This is a genomic window from Spirosoma luteolum (assembly GCF_054778875.1).
Genome location: NZ_BAAGZE010000020.1, coordinates 142218 through 159584, shown reverse-complemented (window position 1 = coordinate 159584; position 17367 = coordinate 142218). Strand labels below are relative to the sequence as shown.

At 59.9% G+C, this 17367-nt stretch carries 14 protein-coding genes; 11 read left to right on the top strand and 3 right to left on the bottom strand.

Annotation, left to right across the window (positions count from 1 at the left end; all coding sequences use genetic code 11):
• The first annotated feature begins 13 nt into the window (after window positions 1-13).
• The 9 genes from ACYVAC_RS17955 to ACYVAC_RS17915 all read left to right on the top strand — a co-directional run bounded on the left by ACYVAC_RS17955 (window position 14) and on the right by ACYVAC_RS17915 (window position 5999).
• Complete coding sequence (locus ACYVAC_RS17955; RefSeq protein ID WP_461099151.1) at window positions 14-586, top strand: globin family protein; 573 nt, start codon at window positions 14-16, stop codon at window positions 584-586.
• A 20-nt stretch (window positions 587-606) separates the two neighbouring features.
• Window positions 607-867: a DUF2024 family protein gene (locus ACYVAC_RS17950; RefSeq protein ID WP_461099150.1), complete on the top strand. Its 261-nt coding sequence runs from the start codon at window positions 607-609 to the stop codon at window positions 865-867.
• Between the two features lie 78 nt (window positions 868-945).
• Window positions 946-1704, top strand: a complete 759-nt coding sequence (locus ACYVAC_RS17945; protein ID WP_461099149.1) for a hypothetical protein — start codon at window positions 946-948, stop codon at window positions 1702-1704.
• Window positions 1705-1792: 88 nt separating this feature from the next.
• On the top strand, window positions 1793-2035 hold the full coding sequence (locus ACYVAC_RS17940) for a hexameric tyrosine-coordinated heme protein (protein WP_461099148.1): 243 nt from the start codon (window positions 1793-1795) through the stop codon (window positions 2033-2035).
• Entirely contained in the window at window positions 2032-2295 is a 264-nt protein-coding gene (locus tag ACYVAC_RS17935) for a hypothetical protein (protein ID WP_461099147.1), read from the top strand. Before ACYVAC_RS17940 ends, ACYVAC_RS17935 begins: the two co-directional genes overlap by 4 nt.
• On the top strand, window positions 2296-2898 hold the full coding sequence (locus ACYVAC_RS17930) for a MarR family winged helix-turn-helix transcriptional regulator (RefSeq protein WP_461099146.1): 603 nt from the start codon (window positions 2296-2298) through the stop codon (window positions 2896-2898). It begins immediately after the preceding gene.
• Between the two features lie 102 nt (window positions 2899-3000).
• Window positions 3001-3441 (top strand): DUF5990 family protein, encoded by a 441-nt coding sequence (locus ACYVAC_RS17925; protein WP_461099145.1) that lies wholly within the window; start codon window positions 3001-3003, stop codon window positions 3439-3441.
• A 283-nt stretch (window positions 3442-3724) separates the two neighbouring features.
• Window positions 3725-4417 (top strand): aspartate/glutamate racemase family protein, encoded by a 693-nt coding sequence (locus tag ACYVAC_RS17920; RefSeq protein ID WP_461099144.1) that lies wholly within the window; start codon window positions 3725-3727, stop codon window positions 4415-4417.
• 151 nt (window positions 4418-4568) lie between these two features.
• Window positions 4569-5999, top strand: a complete 1431-nt coding sequence (locus ACYVAC_RS17915; RefSeq protein WP_461099143.1) for a DUF1593 domain-containing protein — start codon at window positions 4569-4571, stop codon at window positions 5997-5999.
• A gap of 89 nt (window positions 6000-6088) precedes the next feature.
• Here the strand turns inward: ACYVAC_RS17915 and ACYVAC_RS17910 are convergent, their stop codons facing one another.
• The 3 genes from ACYVAC_RS17910 to ACYVAC_RS17900 all read right to left on the bottom strand — a co-directional run bounded on the left by ACYVAC_RS17910 (window position 6089) and on the right by ACYVAC_RS17900 (window position 12230).
• Complete coding sequence (locus ACYVAC_RS17910; protein ID WP_461099142.1) at window positions 6089-7372, bottom strand: Y-family DNA polymerase; 1284 nt, start codon at window positions 7370-7372, stop codon at window positions 6089-6091.
• A complete protein-coding gene (gene umuD, locus ACYVAC_RS17905; RefSeq protein ID WP_461099141.1) occupies window positions 7372-7836 on the bottom strand; it encodes a translesion error-prone DNA polymerase V autoproteolytic subunit in 465 nt (154 codons plus the stop codon). Before umuD ends, ACYVAC_RS17910 begins: the two co-directional genes overlap by 1 nt.
• Window positions 7837-7991: 155 nt before the next feature.
• Complete coding sequence (locus ACYVAC_RS17900; protein ID WP_461099140.1) at window positions 7992-12230, bottom strand: hybrid sensor histidine kinase/response regulator transcription factor; 4239 nt, start codon at window positions 12228-12230, stop codon at window positions 7992-7994.
• Between the two features lie 319 nt (window positions 12231-12549).
• On the opposite strand from ACYVAC_RS17900, the gene ACYVAC_RS17895 reads away from it, so the two are divergent.
• Window positions 12550-15618 carry a SusC/RagA family TonB-linked outer membrane protein gene (locus ACYVAC_RS17895; RefSeq protein WP_461099139.1) on the top strand — a complete coding sequence of 1023 codons (3069 nt, stop codon included), beginning with the start codon at window positions 12550-12552 and terminating at the stop codon, window positions 15616-15618.
• Between the two features lie 17 nt (window positions 15619-15635).
• Window positions 15636-17315 carry a RagB/SusD family nutrient uptake outer membrane protein gene (locus ACYVAC_RS17890; RefSeq protein ID WP_461099138.1) on the top strand — a complete coding sequence of 560 codons (1680 nt, stop codon included), beginning with the start codon at window positions 15636-15638 and terminating at the stop codon, window positions 17313-17315.
• The last annotated feature ends 52 nt before the right edge of the window (window positions 17316-17367 follow it).

Genomic DNA, 17367 nt, shown 5'->3' with positions numbered 1-17367 from the left:
ATCCTCTACCAACATGGACAAACACCGAATTAACGGGGAAGGTACGCTGAGGGCAAAGCCACTGGCGTCGTTCCTGTCGGATGACAGCCGGACGTTGCGGCAACCGAACAGCCCGTTTGATGAAGACGATGAGCACCTGCTCCGGTTGGCCGGGAAAGCGCTGGCCGGGCAGACGGAGACTATTCTGACCGCCTGGGAAGCCTTTACCGGCAGCCGACCACAGTGGCCGGGCTGCGCGGATCAACCGCAGCATCGGGCCGCCGTGCGGAAGCTGCTGAGCCAGTGGCTGCTCGATACACACACCCATCCGCCCGATCAGCCCTGGCTGGCTTATCAGCTGGCGCGTACCCGGCGTCGGCCCGTAGCCAGCATGAATCAGGCAGCAGATGAGCACGCCGAACCCCTGATCCGGCTGCACGAGATGCTGGCGTTCATCGTGCCGTTGAAACCTTCCCTTTATGGCGTCCTGGCCGCCAGAGGCTATCCCACTGACCTGGTATGCCGGATGTATGCTGTCTGGCTCAAAGCGCTTATGGTGAGCGCTTTGCTGCGGAGCCACCCGTTTGTGTATCTGACTAATCAATAACCCGTTTCCTTTTTTCAATCATGCAAGTTTCCGTTTATGATACCTACGTGACCCGCACAGACGGGGCCGTCATGCACTTTGATATCCTGGTGCCGTCAACCCTGACCGACCCGGCGACCATCCATCAGTATGGCAAAACGTATCTGGCGACCAAAGGCCAGGCCAGCCAGCCGCTTACCGCCAGAGAATGCCGGTACTGCCACATCGAACAGGCCTCCGACGACATCCAGGCCAGCATTGCCCATCAGGGTTTTCATATTATCGAAATGCAGGGCTGCTAGCCAAACGGGCAGACTCGTGCCGTTTGCCAACCAGCCCAATAAACCATGTTTCTGTCTTTTCACCAGTCTACTCAAACCATGTACAAGTCACTGAATACAACATTATTGGCAGTTGCCCTGACCACCTCGGTCGCGGTTGCTCAGTCGTATAAACCAGCTGCGGCTTACAACAACGCCGATTTTACCATCCGGGCTGCCAGCATTACCCACAACAGCGCGCTGGACATGCTTATTTTTGAGATGCAGGTCGACGGTATGGCCGGCCGTACGGTTCCAAAGGGCGTTGGCCGTATGGATGGAGCCCCCGTGCTGGCTTATGTATTCCCGACGACGCTTAAACCGGACGATGTAGGTTTCTCCAGCACCGAAGGCATCGTGGCCATGGGGCTTACCTCACACCCGGATATGGACGACACCCCGCTCTGGGATGAGAACAACGATGGCATTTTTGACAACGATGGCGTTGTCTGGCACCCGCACTGGGTTGTGCTGACCAAAGACAGCCGGGTTCCGGGCGGGCTGAGCGTGAAAGCGTTCAAGCCGGAAGATAAAGCCGTCAGGCTGCCCAAAACGGCCCCGGGTGTGCCAATGTACTTTGATTCGCCGGGCTACAACGTGGTGACACGGGGCAAAACGATCCGTATGGGGGTTCCCCTCTATCGGGTCAATAACCGGACGGATTTCAACTATGACGCGGTGAGCTGCTATATGGAAATGAGTATGGGAACCGATCATACCAGCCATGAAGCATCGGCGGGAAAACCCATGCTGGGGGTGTACGCGGTGTACACCGTCTTGTCGGGTACGCTGAGCCTGCCCTACACGGTAAAAAAATAAGTCCCCCGGCCGGCTGCCGCCCAACTGAAGGTCGGCCGGGCGGCAACCGGCCAAACCCAATTATCAACACCAGACTATAGGTATCAGTATGGACACAATCAACTTAGTGCCTGCCAATAGCCTGCTGACGGCTTCACCCGAGGAAGGACGTCAGTTGGCGATCAAAATGGCCCGGCTTATCATCAAGGCCACTCAGCCCGATGATCAGAAACGCCTTGCACTCCGGGAGGTGTACGCCAACGACCCGATGATGCTGATTGCCATCGGCCAGACAGTGGCTACCGAATTTGCGACCATCGCAGCTGCTAACCAGTACTGGCGTGTATCATGAGCCCCTTACCAGCCTATCAGACGTACCTGAAGCGCCTGGTGAGTGGGCGTACGTACGTAAAAGTTCAATATTTCACCGAACTTCACGAGCTGATTACCTGCAACGCGCTCCTGGCCGGTTTTACGGAAGCCGCCGGTGAGCCGATAGTCATCCTGTCGACGGGGGAGCAGATCCCCCTGACATGGGTGGTCAGTGTCGACGGGCAGTTTTCGCCCAACTACGAGGGCTACGCGCCTTATTGTGAAACCTGTGATCGGTAAATGAGTGACTCGGTATTTAACGTTGATCTACAGAACAGCTCGGTAGACGCTAAAATTGTGGCCGGTTTTGAACGGATTGGCGAAGTGTTTCGGGTGCTGCTCTGGCAGCAGAGCCGCGATACCGGGCTGAGCCCGATTCAGATTCAGGTGCTGCTGTTTCTGGCCTATCATGATCTGTCCAAATGCAAAATCGGCTACCTGGCGGGTGAGTTCAACGTGACCAAACCGACCATTAGCGATGCCGTTAAAATACTGGTTCAGAAGCAGCTTGTCGATCGTGTCGACGATCCGGCCGACAGCCGCAGCCACAGTTTACGATTGACCCCGGCGGGCCGGCAGATCGCTGAGCAGACAGGCGATTTCGCCAACGTACTGCGCCAGCTGGTCGGTCGGCTGGATGGACCGAAAAAATCGCTGCTGTACGAAAGTTTATTCACGCTTATCGGTACCCTCCACCAACAGGGTCTGATCACGGTTCAGCGCATGTGCAAAACCTGTATCCACTACCGGTATGCTGACCAGATGCATTACTGTGGGTTGTTGAGAATACCGCTGGAAGCAGACCTGCTCCGGCTTGATTGTCCGGAACATACGGCCCAATGAGTGTTCGTTTGCCGGTCTGAACATCGGTCAGCCGCTACTACCCCGACAGCGCCGGTTTTTTTGGGTGGCCCATTGGCAGCCTTCACTACGCGATCATGATCTATGTTTGACGAAATTACTTTCCAAATCTTGCTGCAAAACCCTGTTGACGGCCTTATGTATGGACTACAGAAAGGCAAAGGCGCTCATTACGAGATTGTGCAGCCGCAAATCGGCAATCAGCAAGACCTGACCTTTCGTTTTGTTGCGCAGCTGAAGCAGGACAAAGAGTCTGCGTACTCACTTACGGGGCCGTTTATGCAAGGAACTCCGGGAAACCGCTTTGTTTACATCAACATAGGCCGCTACGCCGGACAACCGGCATCGGCATGCAGTGGCCGATTGAAAATTCCTGTGCCAGAAGCTGACTACCAGGCCGTGTTATCAGCTGGCAGCGCGTATGGCTGGTTCTGTAACGTTCCCGGCAGTACTGCGGCTGGAAAACCGGTATTGGCAACGGTAAAGCCTTTTTGCGGCTGGACTATAGGCAAGTTTTCTGACTGAGCGCGTGCCTGCTACAGCCCGTCGTCGGCCAGTTGGTTAGCCCCTTACGACGGCCCGGCAGGCGTCTGTTACCGGCGCGTGCAAAACCAACCAGGCAATTTAAAAGGATGCCTTACGCTGCCCGTAACCGTCGTACCTTGCCAAATGGGAACAGGCACCCCAACGGAATCGAAAAGGCGCAGGCCGTCGGGGTTCAGCAACCGAATAGGCCCTCCCATGGGTTCTTGCGGGCAATTGTGCGATTCGACCAGACAGGATTTAACGCCACAACGAGACTCAACGTATGAAGACCCTGGGACTGATTGGTGGGCTTAGCTGGCATGCTACCTCCGTCTACTACACGACACTCAACCAACTCACCAATCAGCGGCTTGGCAACGCCCAATCATCGAGACTCCTGCTTTTCTCGGTCGATTTTGAGGCATTCAGGTTACTGCAGGAGCAGGGCGACTGGAACGCCGTCGAAAAAATCCTGTCGGACATTGCCCTGCAGCTTCAGGATGCGGGCGCGGCCTGCATTGTCATGTGCGCCAACACCGTTCACCTCGTTGCGGATGCGGTCCGACAGAAACTAACCATTCCCCTACTGCACAGTGCGGAGGAAACAGCCCGGGAAATTGTCGGTCAGAAGCTGACTACAGTGGCGCTTCTGGGCACGAAGTTTACGATGGAAAGCCCTTTTTTCAGGAATCGTCTCGAACAGGCGGGCCTCAGCGTACTTGTGCCCGACGAAGCCGATAAGGATTACATCCACGAGTCTATTTTCAATGAGCTGACAAAAGGCATTTTTAATGACGATACCCGGAGCAGGTATATCGACATTATTGACCAGCTGAAACGTTGCGGAGCAGAAGGCGTCGTTTTTGGCAGCGCTGAATTGTCCATACTGCTCAAACCAACCGACTGTAGTATTCCAATTTTCGATACCATTGCCATCCATGCCAAAGCAGCGGTTGATTTCGCCCTGTCGGACTAACGGCCGGGCGACCGGGCTGCCGGATCGACGGCTACCGAAGGCAGGTCGTGGCTTCTGCCAGGCTCCCCTGGTTCACAGGTCCGGTCGCGGCAGCGACGACCGGCTGCCTGGCCTTCAAACCCGTTCAACAACCACGCTGCGCCCGTATCGCATGAAAAACGTTTGTCTCCTCCTGCTGTCACTGCTTACCTCATGGCTCAGGCCGACGCCCCCCGCAGCAGCCCAGTCGGCCAATTCGAAGGCGCGGGTTATTGTCCTGACCGATATCGAAAACGAACCGGACGACGCTATGTCGATGGTGCGCTTTCTGACCTACAGCAACCAGTGGGACGTAGAGGGGCTGGTGGCAACAACGTCGGTTCACCAGAAAGATCAGGTGGCGGCCTGGCGCATCCGTGAGATTGTAGAGGCCTACGGCTCGGTGCGCGACAACCTGGCCTTGCACGAGCCGGGGTATCCGACAAAAGCGTATTTGTTGTCCATCATTAAAGAAGGCCGCAACGTCTACGGCATGAACGCCGTGGGGAAGGGAATGGACTCACCGGGGTCTGACCTCATTATCCGGGCGGTCGATCGTACCGATGCCCGCCCCGTCTGGGTAACCGTCTGGGGCGGGGCGAACTGCCTGGCCCAGGCCCTCTGGACAATTCGCGAAACGCGCTCCCCGGCCGAACTAACGAAATTTGTGGCCAAACTGCGGGTGTACACCATCTCCGATCAGGACGACAGTGGCCCCTGGATCAGAGCCACTTTTCCGGATTTGTTCTTTATTGCCAGTCCCGGTTTCCACCAGTACGGCGGTTATCACCACGCTACCTGGACCGGCATCAGTGGCGACCGGTTTCACGGCCGGTTTGCGGGGGGAGATTTCTCCATCGTCGATAATCCCTGGCTCGATACACACATACGCAGCAAGGGCGCGCTGGGAGCCCAGTATCCGCAGGCAAAATACCTGATGGAAGGCGATTCGCCCAGCTTTATGTACCTCATCGACAACGGGCTGGGCGACCCCGAACATCCCGACTGGGGTAGCTGGGGTGGGCGTTACGAACGGTACCTGCCCCGAACGGAAAAATGGTTTGCGCAACCCGAAACCCGCCCCCTGTGGACCAACGCGCAGGATGAAGTATTTGGCCTCGACAGTAGCTGGCATACCGGCAATCAGGAAACCATCTGGCGGTGGCGGGAGGCCTACCAGAATGATTTTTCGGCCCGCATGGACTGGACCATCAGGCCCTACAAAGAAGCCAATCACCCGCCCGTTCCGAAACTGACCCACAGCCGGCAGCTGACGGCTAAAGCGGGCGACCGCGTGAACCTGAGCGCGGCAGGCTCGACCGACCCCGACGGCGATTCGCTGACCTACAGCTGGTTTTACTACGATGAACCGAGCCAGCTGGCCCTCTCGACCGGCCGTAGCGGCACCCCCCTGACGATTACCGACGCCAATAAAGCCAACGCCTGGTTCACGGTGCCCAGGGCGGGCCGAACCGGCACCATGCACATCATGCTGGCCGTGACCGATACCGGAACGCCCCGGCTGACGCGGTATCAGCGGGTACTGGTGCAGGTGCTTCCTTAACGCCGGAGCACGACAAACCACACCCGCACGCTTCCCGGACCAGGCAGCGCCGGCAGCAACGCACTGGGCGTAGCGGAGTCTGGTTGTGCTCAGCGCACGGGCAGAATATCCGACCAGCGGGTGGTATAAGCCGGCGACATCCACTGCCGTTTGTGCTGCCAGCTCAGGTCATAGCCGGCACCGGCCAGCCGCACCCGGTCGCGCCCGTGCCGCTGGTTGAGCCGGTCTACCACGCCCGACAGCGCTCGCAGACGCGGGTCGGGGCCGCGCCCGAAAAGGGCCGTCTGCACGTGATTGTCGGGTACCAGGCCCGTGAGCAGCACCCCTACTTTCTGATACGCGTAGCCAAACCGGAAAATGGTTTCCAGCAGGGCCTGCGCATAGCCGGCCAGCTCGGCCGTGCTGCTGCTGGGATGCGGCAGTTCGGCGGTTTGGCTGTTGTAATACTGCCGGGCCGGCAGCCCGTTGCCGGGGGTGCGCTGGTAGCGGTTGGTGTGCAGAAACACCGTTACGGCGCTGGCGGCCGACTGCTGCCGACGTAATTTTTCGGCCGCCCGGCTCAGATGGGTCAGCAGGGCCTGGCTGATGGTGTCGCGATCGCTGACGCCCCGCCCGAAGCTGGGTGCCACGCCAATGGCCCGCTTCGCCGGGGCGTCGGGTTCGAGCAGCCGGCAGGGCATCCCCCGCAGCTCGTAGGCCAGCCGCAGCCCGTTGACCGTCAGGTGCTGCCGAATCCAGTCGTCGGGCAGGGCCGCAAACTGGGCCGCAGTATGGATGTGACTCCGTTTCAGAAAACCCGCGTACCGCCAGCCCACGCCCCACAGTTCCTTTATCGGAAAATCAGCCAGGGCTTCGGCAATCCGATCGGGGGTGTTGAGCAGGTATATGCCGGTGGCCGGCTGCTGCCGCTTGGCGTGGTAGTTGGCCACCTTGCAGAGCGTTTTGGTGGGCGCAATGCCGACCGATACCGGAATCCGCGTCCACTGATCGACCGTTTGCCGTATGCGCTGCGCCAGCTCACCCAGATCGGGGTAAACCGACGCGTAGCCTGTCAGGTCCAGAAACGCTTCGTCGATGCTGTAGACTTCGACCTGTTCGGCAAACCGGCCCAGCGTAGCCATCACCCGCCCCGACATATCGCCGTAGAGGGTGTAATTGCTGCTGAACAGCTGGATGGCCCGGGCCTCGACCTGCTCACGCAGTTGAAAAAACGGCGTTCCCATGGCAATGCCCATCGCTTTCAGCTCGTTGCTGCGGGCAATCAGGCAGCCATCGTTGTTCGACAGTACGCCCACGGGCTGGCCAATCAGCGCCGGATTGAACGCCCGCTCGCAGGATACGTAAAAGTTGTTGCAATCGACCAGAGCAAGCATCAGCGTGGTTTCTGAATAACAAACGTAACGACACCGAACAGTCGGAAATCATCGCCTTCGTGCACATAAATGGGCGTGTAGGCCGGGTTCGACGGCATCAGCACGATAAGCGGACTGGTGGCCGCCCCGCCCGGATAATGAACGCGCTTTACGGTGTACTCGCCGTTGACCCATACCACGCAGATTTTTCCGTCGATAGCCTGCCGGGAACTGTCGACGATCAGGATATCGCCGGGCTCGATGCGGTCGCCGGTCATGCTGTCGCCGGTTACGCGCACGAAGTACGTGGCCTCGGCATTGGTGATACAGAGATCGTTCAGGTCACAGACCCGTTCGATGTAGTTTTCGGCCGGCGAAGGAAAACCCGCCCGCACAAGCGACGAAAAAAAGGGGATACGCAGGCGCTGACGCACGGCGGCCCGCCGGATAAATACCCTGTCAGTATCGGTAGTGATAGCACGCATATAATATACAATAAACTTACAAACGAGCAATTATACTATAAGTTTATCATATCCAATGCCTGCCGGCTACCAGATGGTCGTCGTTTCGCCCGGATCTGTCGACAAAACGCACAGACTGGCGCCAGCATGGGCCGCTTGTACCGTTGTGCTGCCGGTCAGGCCGGCGTAGCGTCGGTTGGGTCGGGCTGGGGCTGGCGGCTATACTCCGAAGGCGACATTCCGTAGCGCTGCTGAAACGCCTTACGGAAATGCCGGGGGTCTTCGAGCCCAACCAGTTCGCACACTTCCGTTATCCGCAGTCGCCCCGTGCGCAGTAGCTGAGCGGCCCGTTTCATCCGGATGTCATTGATAAATTCGATCACCGACTGCCCCGTGGTGCTTTTCAGCCGCCGGAAAAACACCGACCGGCTCATACCCATTTCCCGGACGAGCCACTGCGCCGAAAAATCGGGTTCGGTCAGGTTGGCTTCCACCAGCGCCATGGCTTTTTCCAGAAACAGCCGGTCGGCATCGGGAATGACGATGTCGGCGGGCTGCAGCAGCAGGTTCTGCTGGTAGTACTGCCGCAGTTTTAGCCGGTTGCCCAGCAGCATATTCACCCGGGCCACCAGCAGGCTGGGATTGAAGGGTTTGCCCACGTAATCGTCGGCACCGGTTTCGAGCCCTTCCAGTTCGTGGGCAGCGGCCACGCGGGCCGTCAGCAGGATTACCGGAATATGCCCGGTTTGGGGGTGCTGCCTGATGAGCCGGCACAAATCGAGTCCGTCGCGGTGGGGCATCATCACATCGCTGATGACCAGATCGGGCAGCTGCTGCTGTACCTGTGTCCAGCCGGTCAGGCCGTCGGTAGCCGAGAACACGTCGAACGAGTCGGCAAACAAACTGACCAGGTAGCGCCTAACCTCGTCGTTGTCTTCCACAATGAGCAGCCGCTGCGTGGGCAGCAGCGCCGGCACCGGCGGGGGCGCAACGGCCGGGATCGGGTCGGGGTCGGGCACGTCGGCCGGATCGGGGTCGGGGGCCAGATCGGCGGGCAGCAGATGGGCCGACCCAAACGGCAGGCAGACGGTAAAGGTCGTACCCCGACCCGGTTCACTGGTCACGGCAATGGTGCCGCCCTGCCGCTCAACAAACTGCTTCACCAGCGACAGGCCAATGCCCGAGCCCGTCAGCCGGATGGTTTCGGCCTGCGACGCCTGGTAGTAAAGATCGAAAATACGATCCAGCTCATCGGGGCTCATGCCTTTCCCCTCGTCGCATACCCGAATGGTCAGGTAATTATCGATGAGCTGCTCGGCCTGACGAACGGCGGGGCGGTCGGGATGCCCCACGGTCCCAATGCGCAGGCTGACGCTCCGGCCGGCCGGGGTATATTTAAGGGCGTTGGCGAGCAGGTTGATCACCACAACCTCCAGCTTGCTGCGGTCGAAAAACAGCGGAATCGGTGCATCGGGTCCGGCCGCGCCCGCCGGATCGACCACGAGGCTGAACTGAATCTGCAGTTCTTCGGCCTTGAGCCGAAACATCAGAAAGAGTTCGGTCAGAAACGCCAGTACATCCTGCCGGGTTACCCGCAGCGGAATAGCCATCGACTCGACCCGCCGGAAATCGAGCAGCTGGTTGACCAGCGACAGCAGCCGCCGGGTTTGCTGGTGCACGAGCAGAATCTTGTCTTTGAGGGTGTCGAACTGCGTGGCCGAGCCCGCCAGTTCTTCCATCGGTCCCAGAATGAGGGTCAGGGGCGTGCGCAGTTCGTGCGACACACTGGTGAAGAAGCGCAGTTTCAGGTCGGTCAGCTCTTTTTCCTTTTCGTACTGAAAATGCTCGAAGGCGGCTTTGTTTTTCAGGCGCTGCTCGTGCAGCAGCATCCGTCGGGCCAGCCAGATAGCCACGCCCGCCAGCAGCGCATAGAGCAGGTAGGCCCAGCCACTGCGCCACCAGGGCGGCAGAATGCGAAGGCGCAGGGTAGCGGGCTGCACCGACCAGCGCCCTTCGCCGTTTTCACTGCGCACCATAAACGTGTAATCGCCGGCCGGCAGGTTGGCAAAACTGGCCAGCCGCTGCCCGTCTGACGGTTCGATCCAGCCATCGTTGTAGCCCACCAGCCGGTAGGCATAGCGGTGTTTTCGGGGGTTGGCGAAGTTGAGCCCCACAAACGAGATGGAAAAATCGTTTTCGCTGTTGCGGATCTCGATCACCTGCGGTTTGTCGAGGGCTTCGGGGATGAGTACCCGGCCACCCACCGTTTCGCCAACGGCAACGGGCTTGTTGGCCAGCGATAAGCCCGTGAGCCGCATCACAGGCGGGTAGGGGTTGGGCTGAATCTGCCGGGGCAGGAAGTACGTAACGCCGTTGACCCCGCCGAAATACAGCATTCCGTCGGCCGCCCGCCAGGCTGCACCGATCTTGAAGGAATTGCTCTGGACCCCGTCGCCCACGTCGTAGCGCAGCACCTGGTGGGTGCGGGGGTTTATTTTGAGCAGGCCCGACCCGCCACACCAGATATAGCCCTGCTGGTCTTCGAGCAGGCTCTCCACATCGCTGTCGGCCAGCCAGCCGGTGCAGGCACGCACCAGGTCGGTACCGCCCGGCCCCGGCACGATCTGATGCAGGCCTCCGCCAATGGTACCCACCCAGAGAATACCGCTCCGGTCTTTGAGCAGCGGCCAGACGTAGTTGACCCGCAGGCTGTTGGGGTCGCGGGCGTCGTGGGCATACTGCTTCAGCAGGTCGAGCCCGTCGGGGCGCACCCGAAACTTCAGCACGCCGGCATCGCGCGTACTGGCCCAAAGTATATCGGTGGCTTTGTCGTAGAGCAGAAACGTAAACCGACTGCTGGGCAGACGACTGGTGGCGGGCGTATAGTTGGCCAGCACCCGGCCCCGGTGGTCGATGCGCACCAGGCCATTGTAGAAGGTGGCCAGCCAGATGGTGCCGAACCGGTCTTCGGTCATGCTTTCCAGGTGGCGGAAGGGGCCGCTGTGGAGCGAGTAGGCCGTCAGCTGCTCGCCCCCCGGCTTCCGGCGCAGCGCGTAAAGGCCGTCGTAGCGGGTGCCGAACCAGAGCGTGCTGTCGGACGCCTGCAGAATACACGACACATCGATGCCCGTTACGTTGCCGCCCCCCGCATTGCTCAGGTAGTTGTGGTAGGTTTTACGGGTCAGGTCGTAGCGGGAAAAGCCGTTGCGGGTGGCCAGCCAGAGCAGCCCCCGCTTTTCTTCCCGGTAGATGGCATTGACGTAATTGTTGGGCAGGGTGGGCTGTTGACTGGGCTGTCGGTGCAGGTGACCAAACGGCTTCTGCCGCAGATCTACCTTGTTGAGCCCGTCGGCCGATACGGCCAGCCACAACACCTGCGACCGGTCTTCCAGAATGGCGTGAATGCGCCCCGAATTGAGCCCCCGCGGATCATCGTCGTGCGGCTGAAAGGTGGTTACCCGCCCCGTCAGGCGGGGGGGCTGCCCGTCGGTGGTCTGCAGCGGCACCACCGACAGCCCGAAATCGGTGCCGACCCAGAGCCGGCCAAACGAATCGCGGTACAGGCAGCCGATGCTGCGAAAAGTGTGCGGCACGCGGTAGGTCTGCCTGATCTGGCGGTGGGCCAGCTCGGCGCCGGGTGCCCACAACACATCGTTGTCGGTACCGATCCAGAGTCCGCCCTGCCTGTCGAGGGCCAGGGTCAGCACCTGATACGATGCCAGACGCAGGGCGGGCGTGGCCACGGGCCGCTGCTCGGCAGCCGGCACCCGAAACAGGCCCTGATCGAGGGTAGCCACCCATACCGTTCCCAGCGAGTCGCTGATCAGTTCCGTAATCTCGACCTGTCGGGTCGATACGCCGGCCAGCTGCACCGGCACCACGCCCGCCAGCTGCCCGTCGGGCTGGATGGAAAGCCGAAACAATCCCTGGCCGCGCGTACCCACCCACAATCCGCCCCGACGGTCGGTGTTGAGGCTGGTAATTTCGGAGCGGGTCAGCAGCTGGTAGGTGGCCCGGTCGGGGGCGGAGAGCAGCGCCGGGCCGGGCCGCACAAAGCGGTCCTGATCGGGGCGGTACAGGCTCACCCCGCCCCCTTCGGTACCCACCCAGAGGGCGCCCGTCCGGCTGACGTGCACCGCCCGGACGCGGTTATTGGAAAGCCCGTCGACATTGTCGATGGGCAGCAGATACGGCTTGATGCGGTAGCCATCGTAGCGGTCGATACCGTTGTTGGTACCCACCCAGATAAACCCCTGCGCATCCTGCGTAACGGCCATGGCGTCGCTGTGCGACAGCCCGTCGTTGACCGTAATGTGGTCGAAGCGGAGCTGCGCCGGGTCTTGCTGAGCCCGGGCCAGCGACCCACTCAGCAACAGCCATACCCACCCCAGTATTAGTCGGATAAGTCCATTCATGCGTGTATAACGTCGGCACCTGTAACGCGCCGGATAAACGTACCAAAGCAGAGCCCGCCAGGCAGGGGAGCTACCGGCCAGCTCCGCCCAACCTATAAAAATACCAGTTTTTGCCCATTCTGTCATAGCATCCCGTTCAGCACTGAAACGAACACTCAGGCAGTGTATTGAGCCCCTGTGGTCAGTTTACCCCCCTTTTTCGGTCAGTTTCGCCCCCTCCTGCTGTGTTTTAGCCATTTAGTTTTGCACAAAAACAGTGATACCCCGACCCTGAGCCCTTGCGGTCGTTGCCGGAGGCATCTCAAATCCCAATCTCACAATGAACAAACGATTACTCTTAGTCTGGCTGCTTCTGGTCGGCGTAACCACGGCCACGCTGGCTCAGTCGGTAACGGTGCGGGGCAAAGTTACGGACGCGCTCAATCAGGGCATCCCCGGTGCCAACATATTGGTAAAAGGCACCACCCGGGGTACTACGGCCGATGCCGCCGGCGACTTTACCGTCAACGCCAACGCCACCGATGTACTGGTGATCAGCTACCTGGGCTACACCACGCAGGAGGTGCCCGTCAGCGGTCGCACCCAGGTGAGCATCGTGCTGGCCGACGACAACAAAACGCTGAACGAAGTGGTGGTGGTAGGCTATGGTACGCAGAAGAAAGCGACCCTGACCGGATCGGTATCGGAACTGAAAGGGGCCGATCTGGTGAAGAGCCCGCAGCCTAACCTGTCGAACTCGTTCGCGGGTCGTTTCTCGGGTATCGTGGCCAACAACCGGGGCGGTGAGCCCGGCTACGACGGATCGAGCTATACGATCCGGGGCTTCGGCACGACCGGCAACAACGACGTGCTGATCGTGGTCGACGGTATTCCGGGGCAGATCGGCGGTCTCGAGCGCCTTGACCCCAATGACATCGAAAGCATTTCGGTATTGAAAGATGCCTCGGCGGCTGTTTACGGCAACCGGGCAGCCAACGGCGTTATTCTGGTAACGACCAAGCGGGGCGGCACGGGCAAACCCGTTATCTCCTACAGCTACAACCAGGGTTTCACCTCCCCTACCCGCCTGCCCAGACTGGCCGACGCGCCGACCTACGCCACGATCCTGAACGAGATCGACTACTACAACAACCCGGCGGGGGGCATGAACCAGTATTACTCGGCCGACGAAATCGAAAAATTCCGGAATGGGTCGGACCCGCTCAACTACCCCAACACCAACTGGCAGAAGGCGTCGCTGAAGAATGTGGCGCTGCAGAACCAGCAAAACCTGAGCATCAACGGCGGCACCGACAACGTGAAATATTACGTATCGCTGGGCAGCATCTACCAGGACGGCCTGTACCGCAACGGCGCCACCAAGTACCGGCAGTATAACTTCCGCTCGAACATCGACGCCAACGTGACGAAGGATTTCCGGGTTAGCCTGATGCTGAACGGGCGGCAGGAAAACCGCAATTTCCCCATCTCGTCGGCGGGCAATACGTTCCGGACCATCTACCGGGCGTTTCCGACACTGGTATCCCAATACCCCAACGGCCTCTACTCGACCGGCGTCGAAAACAACAACCCGGTGGTGCTGGGCACCGACATCGGCGGTACCACAGTGAACCCGACGTCGATCTTCAACGGTATTCTGCGGGGTAACTATACCCTGCCGTTTGTCGAGGGGCTGTCGGTCGATGGGTTTTTCTCGGTCGACAAGTCGTTTAACTTCAACAAGTCGTTCAGCATTCCCTACACGCTCTACAACTACGACCGCAGCTCGGGCAACTACAACCCGGTGCTGACGGGCGGCTCGGCAGGACTGGCCTCGCTGTCGCAAAGCCAGAACAACATCACCAACGTGACCCAGAACATTCGGCTGAACTACCAGCGGCAGCTGGGCTCCCACAACGTCAATGCGTTTGTAGCGTACGAGCAGAACCGGCGCAACGACATCAACTTCGGCGCGGGTCGCATCAACTTCCCCACCCCGACCACGCCCGAACTGTCGCAGGGCGGGGCAGCCGCCACCGACCGTACCAACTCCGGCAGCAGCTACAACTTTACCCGCCGAAGCGTGATTGGCCGGGTGGCCTACAACTACAAGGAAAAGTATCTGGCCGAACTGCAGGCCCGGCTCGACGGCTCATCGGTCTTTCCCGAGGGCAATCAGTACGGCTTCTTCCCCTCCATCTCGCTTGGTTACCGCATTTCCGAAGAAGACTGGTTCAAGAACAGCGTCGGCTTTTTCGACGACCTGAAAATCCGGGTGTCGCACGGCACGCTGGGTAACGACAACGTCGGGCAGTTTCAGTACTACAACAACTACTCGTTCAACAACCAGTATGTACTGGGCAACAACGTGATCGTACCCGGTATCGACCTCATCAAACTGGCCAACCCCAACATTACCTGGGAGGTAGCCCGGAAAACCGATGTTGGCCTGAACGCGGTATTCCTGAAGCATTTCAACCTGGAGCTGATTTATTTCCAGCAGCAGCGGGCCAACATTCTGGCCAACCGCAACGCGTCGATTCCGAACACCTCGGGTATTGTGAACCCCTACGGCTCCGATCCGCTGGTACCGAGCGAAAACATTGGCAAGGTCAACAGCAGCGGGTTTGAGGGTACGCTGGGCTACACCCACACCGGCACGATCCGCTACAGCCTCTCGGGCAACGTGACCTACGCCAAAAGCAAAATCATCAACATCGACGAAGCGCCGGGGCTGCTCCCCTACCAGCGGCAGACGGGTGGTCCGCTCTACACCTACCTGCTCTACCGCTCACTGGGCATTTTCCGCACGCAGGCCGACCTGGATGCTTATCCGCACCTGCCGGGTGCCCGCACGGGTGATCTGATTCTGGAAGACTACAACGGCGACGGCAAAATCACAGCCGACGACCAGGTTCGGACACCCTACGGCAACGTACCGCTGCTGACCTACGGACTGACGGGCAACATTGGCTACGGTGCATTCGACCTGTCGCTGGTGGTGGCCGGACAGGGGCTGGTAAGCCAGTACGTACTGCCCGAGTCGGGGCAGGTGGGCAATTTCTACAGCAGCTGGGCCGACAACCGCTGGAGCCCCACGAACCCCAACGGCAGCTACCCCCGTGTCGACACGCGGGCCTCGTCGTCGATCAACGGCGGCCTCTACAACAACACCTTCTGGCTGAACAACGCGTCGTTCGTGCGGCTCAAAAACGTTGAGATCGGCTACACGCTGCCCAAGGCAACGCTGGCTAAAATCAAGCTCTCGAACGTACGGGTCTATGCCAGCGGCTTCAACCTCTTTACCCTCACGGGCGTCAAGGATTACGATCCCGAGGGCAACAACGGCAGCGGGCAGTTTTATCCGCAGCAGCGTATTCTTAACCTGGGTCTGAACGTCAAGTTTTAAGCCTGCATCCCTTCGTCATGAAAGCATTACATACCTATTTACTGACCACGGCGCTGGCCCTTGCGCTGGGGCTGACGGCCTGCAACGATAACCTGCTCAACGTAACGCCCACCGACCGGGTCTCCGACGCGGCTATCCTGTCGGACCCGAACCTGTTCGAAGATTACGTGCTGAACCGCTATCTAGGCACCCGCCTGACCGAAAAAGAAGCCGAAGGCACCCTGCCGGGCTTTGGCCGCGGTTTCGAATATGCCCTCTGGTCGTCGCTCACCGATGAGTCGATCTACAACAACGACGACAACACCTGGCTGATTCAGCGCGGGCAGATTGCGCCCGAAAACACGGGTATCGCCGGCACATTCTGGGGGCGCAGCTACCGCAGCATCCGCGAAATCAACTACGCCCTCAACAACATCGGCAAGGTGCCCATGACGGATACCCGCCGGAACCTGCTGATCGGCGAGCTGAAATTTCTGCGGGCCTACCGCTACCACGACCTGATCCGCAACTACGGCCGCGTGGTGCTGGTGGGCGATAACGTGACGGAGCTGGGCGACAACCTGACCGACCCCGCTCTGTTTACCCGTTCCGACATCAAGTCGGGCATTGCCTATGCGGTAGCCCAGCTCGACGAGGCCGCGGCCAAGCTGCCGCTGGGTAACGATGGCAACTGGCAGCTGGGGCGGGCCACCAAAGGAGCGGCCCTGGCCCTGAAAGCCCGGTTGCTGCTCTACGGCGCCAGCCCGCTCTACAACGGCGTGTCGACCTGGTCGGCCGCAGCGGCCGCAGCCAAGGCGGTCATGGACCTGAACAAGTATAGCCTCTATACGGGTGGCTACGGCAAGCTGTTTACCACCACCGACAACAACGAAATCATTTTCGGCCGGCTGTATGCCCGGGGGGCGCGGCACGTTTGTCTGGAAATCTCGAACGGCCCCAACAGCTACAACGCCTGGGGCGGCAACGTGCCCCTACAGAACCTGGTCGACGACTATGAGATGATGGACGGTACCAGGATCAACGAGACCGGCACCAGCTACGACCCCAAAAACCCCTACAAAAACCGCGATCCGCGCTTCTACGCAACGATCCTCTACAACGACGCGCCTTACCGCAACAGCACGGTACAAACGTTCACACCCGGGGGCAAAGACAGTAAGGACGGCCCCTCGAACTGGAACACCTCCAAGTCGGGCTACTACCTGCGTAAATTCATGGACGACACGCTGCCCATCGATAACCCCTGGGACATTGCCGGCACACAGACCTGGATTTACATGCGCTACGCCGAAGTACTGCTCAACTACGCCGAAGCCCAGAATGAAGCCGTTGGCCCCGACGCATCGGTCTATGCCGCCGTCAACGCCATCCGGCAGCGGCCGGGCGTAGCCATGCCGACCCTGCCCGCCGGGCTGACCCAGGCGCAGATGCGGACCCGCATTCAGCAGGAACGCCGGATCGAACTGGCCTTCGAAGAGCACCGTTTCTACGATGTCCGGCGCTGGAAGATTGCCCCGACCACCGAAAACGTACCGGCCTACGGTATCGAGATCGGCAGGAATGCCAGCGGCTACACCTACGCCCGCAAAGAAGCCCTGACGGGGCGCACCTTTACCGACAAGCAGTACTGGCTGCCCATTCCGCGGGCCGAAATTCAGGCCTCGAACAGTAAGCTGGAACAGAACCCCGGTTATTAATGCATCGGCACAACGGCCCACCAGTCAGGTGGGCCGTTGCCTATCCTACCCT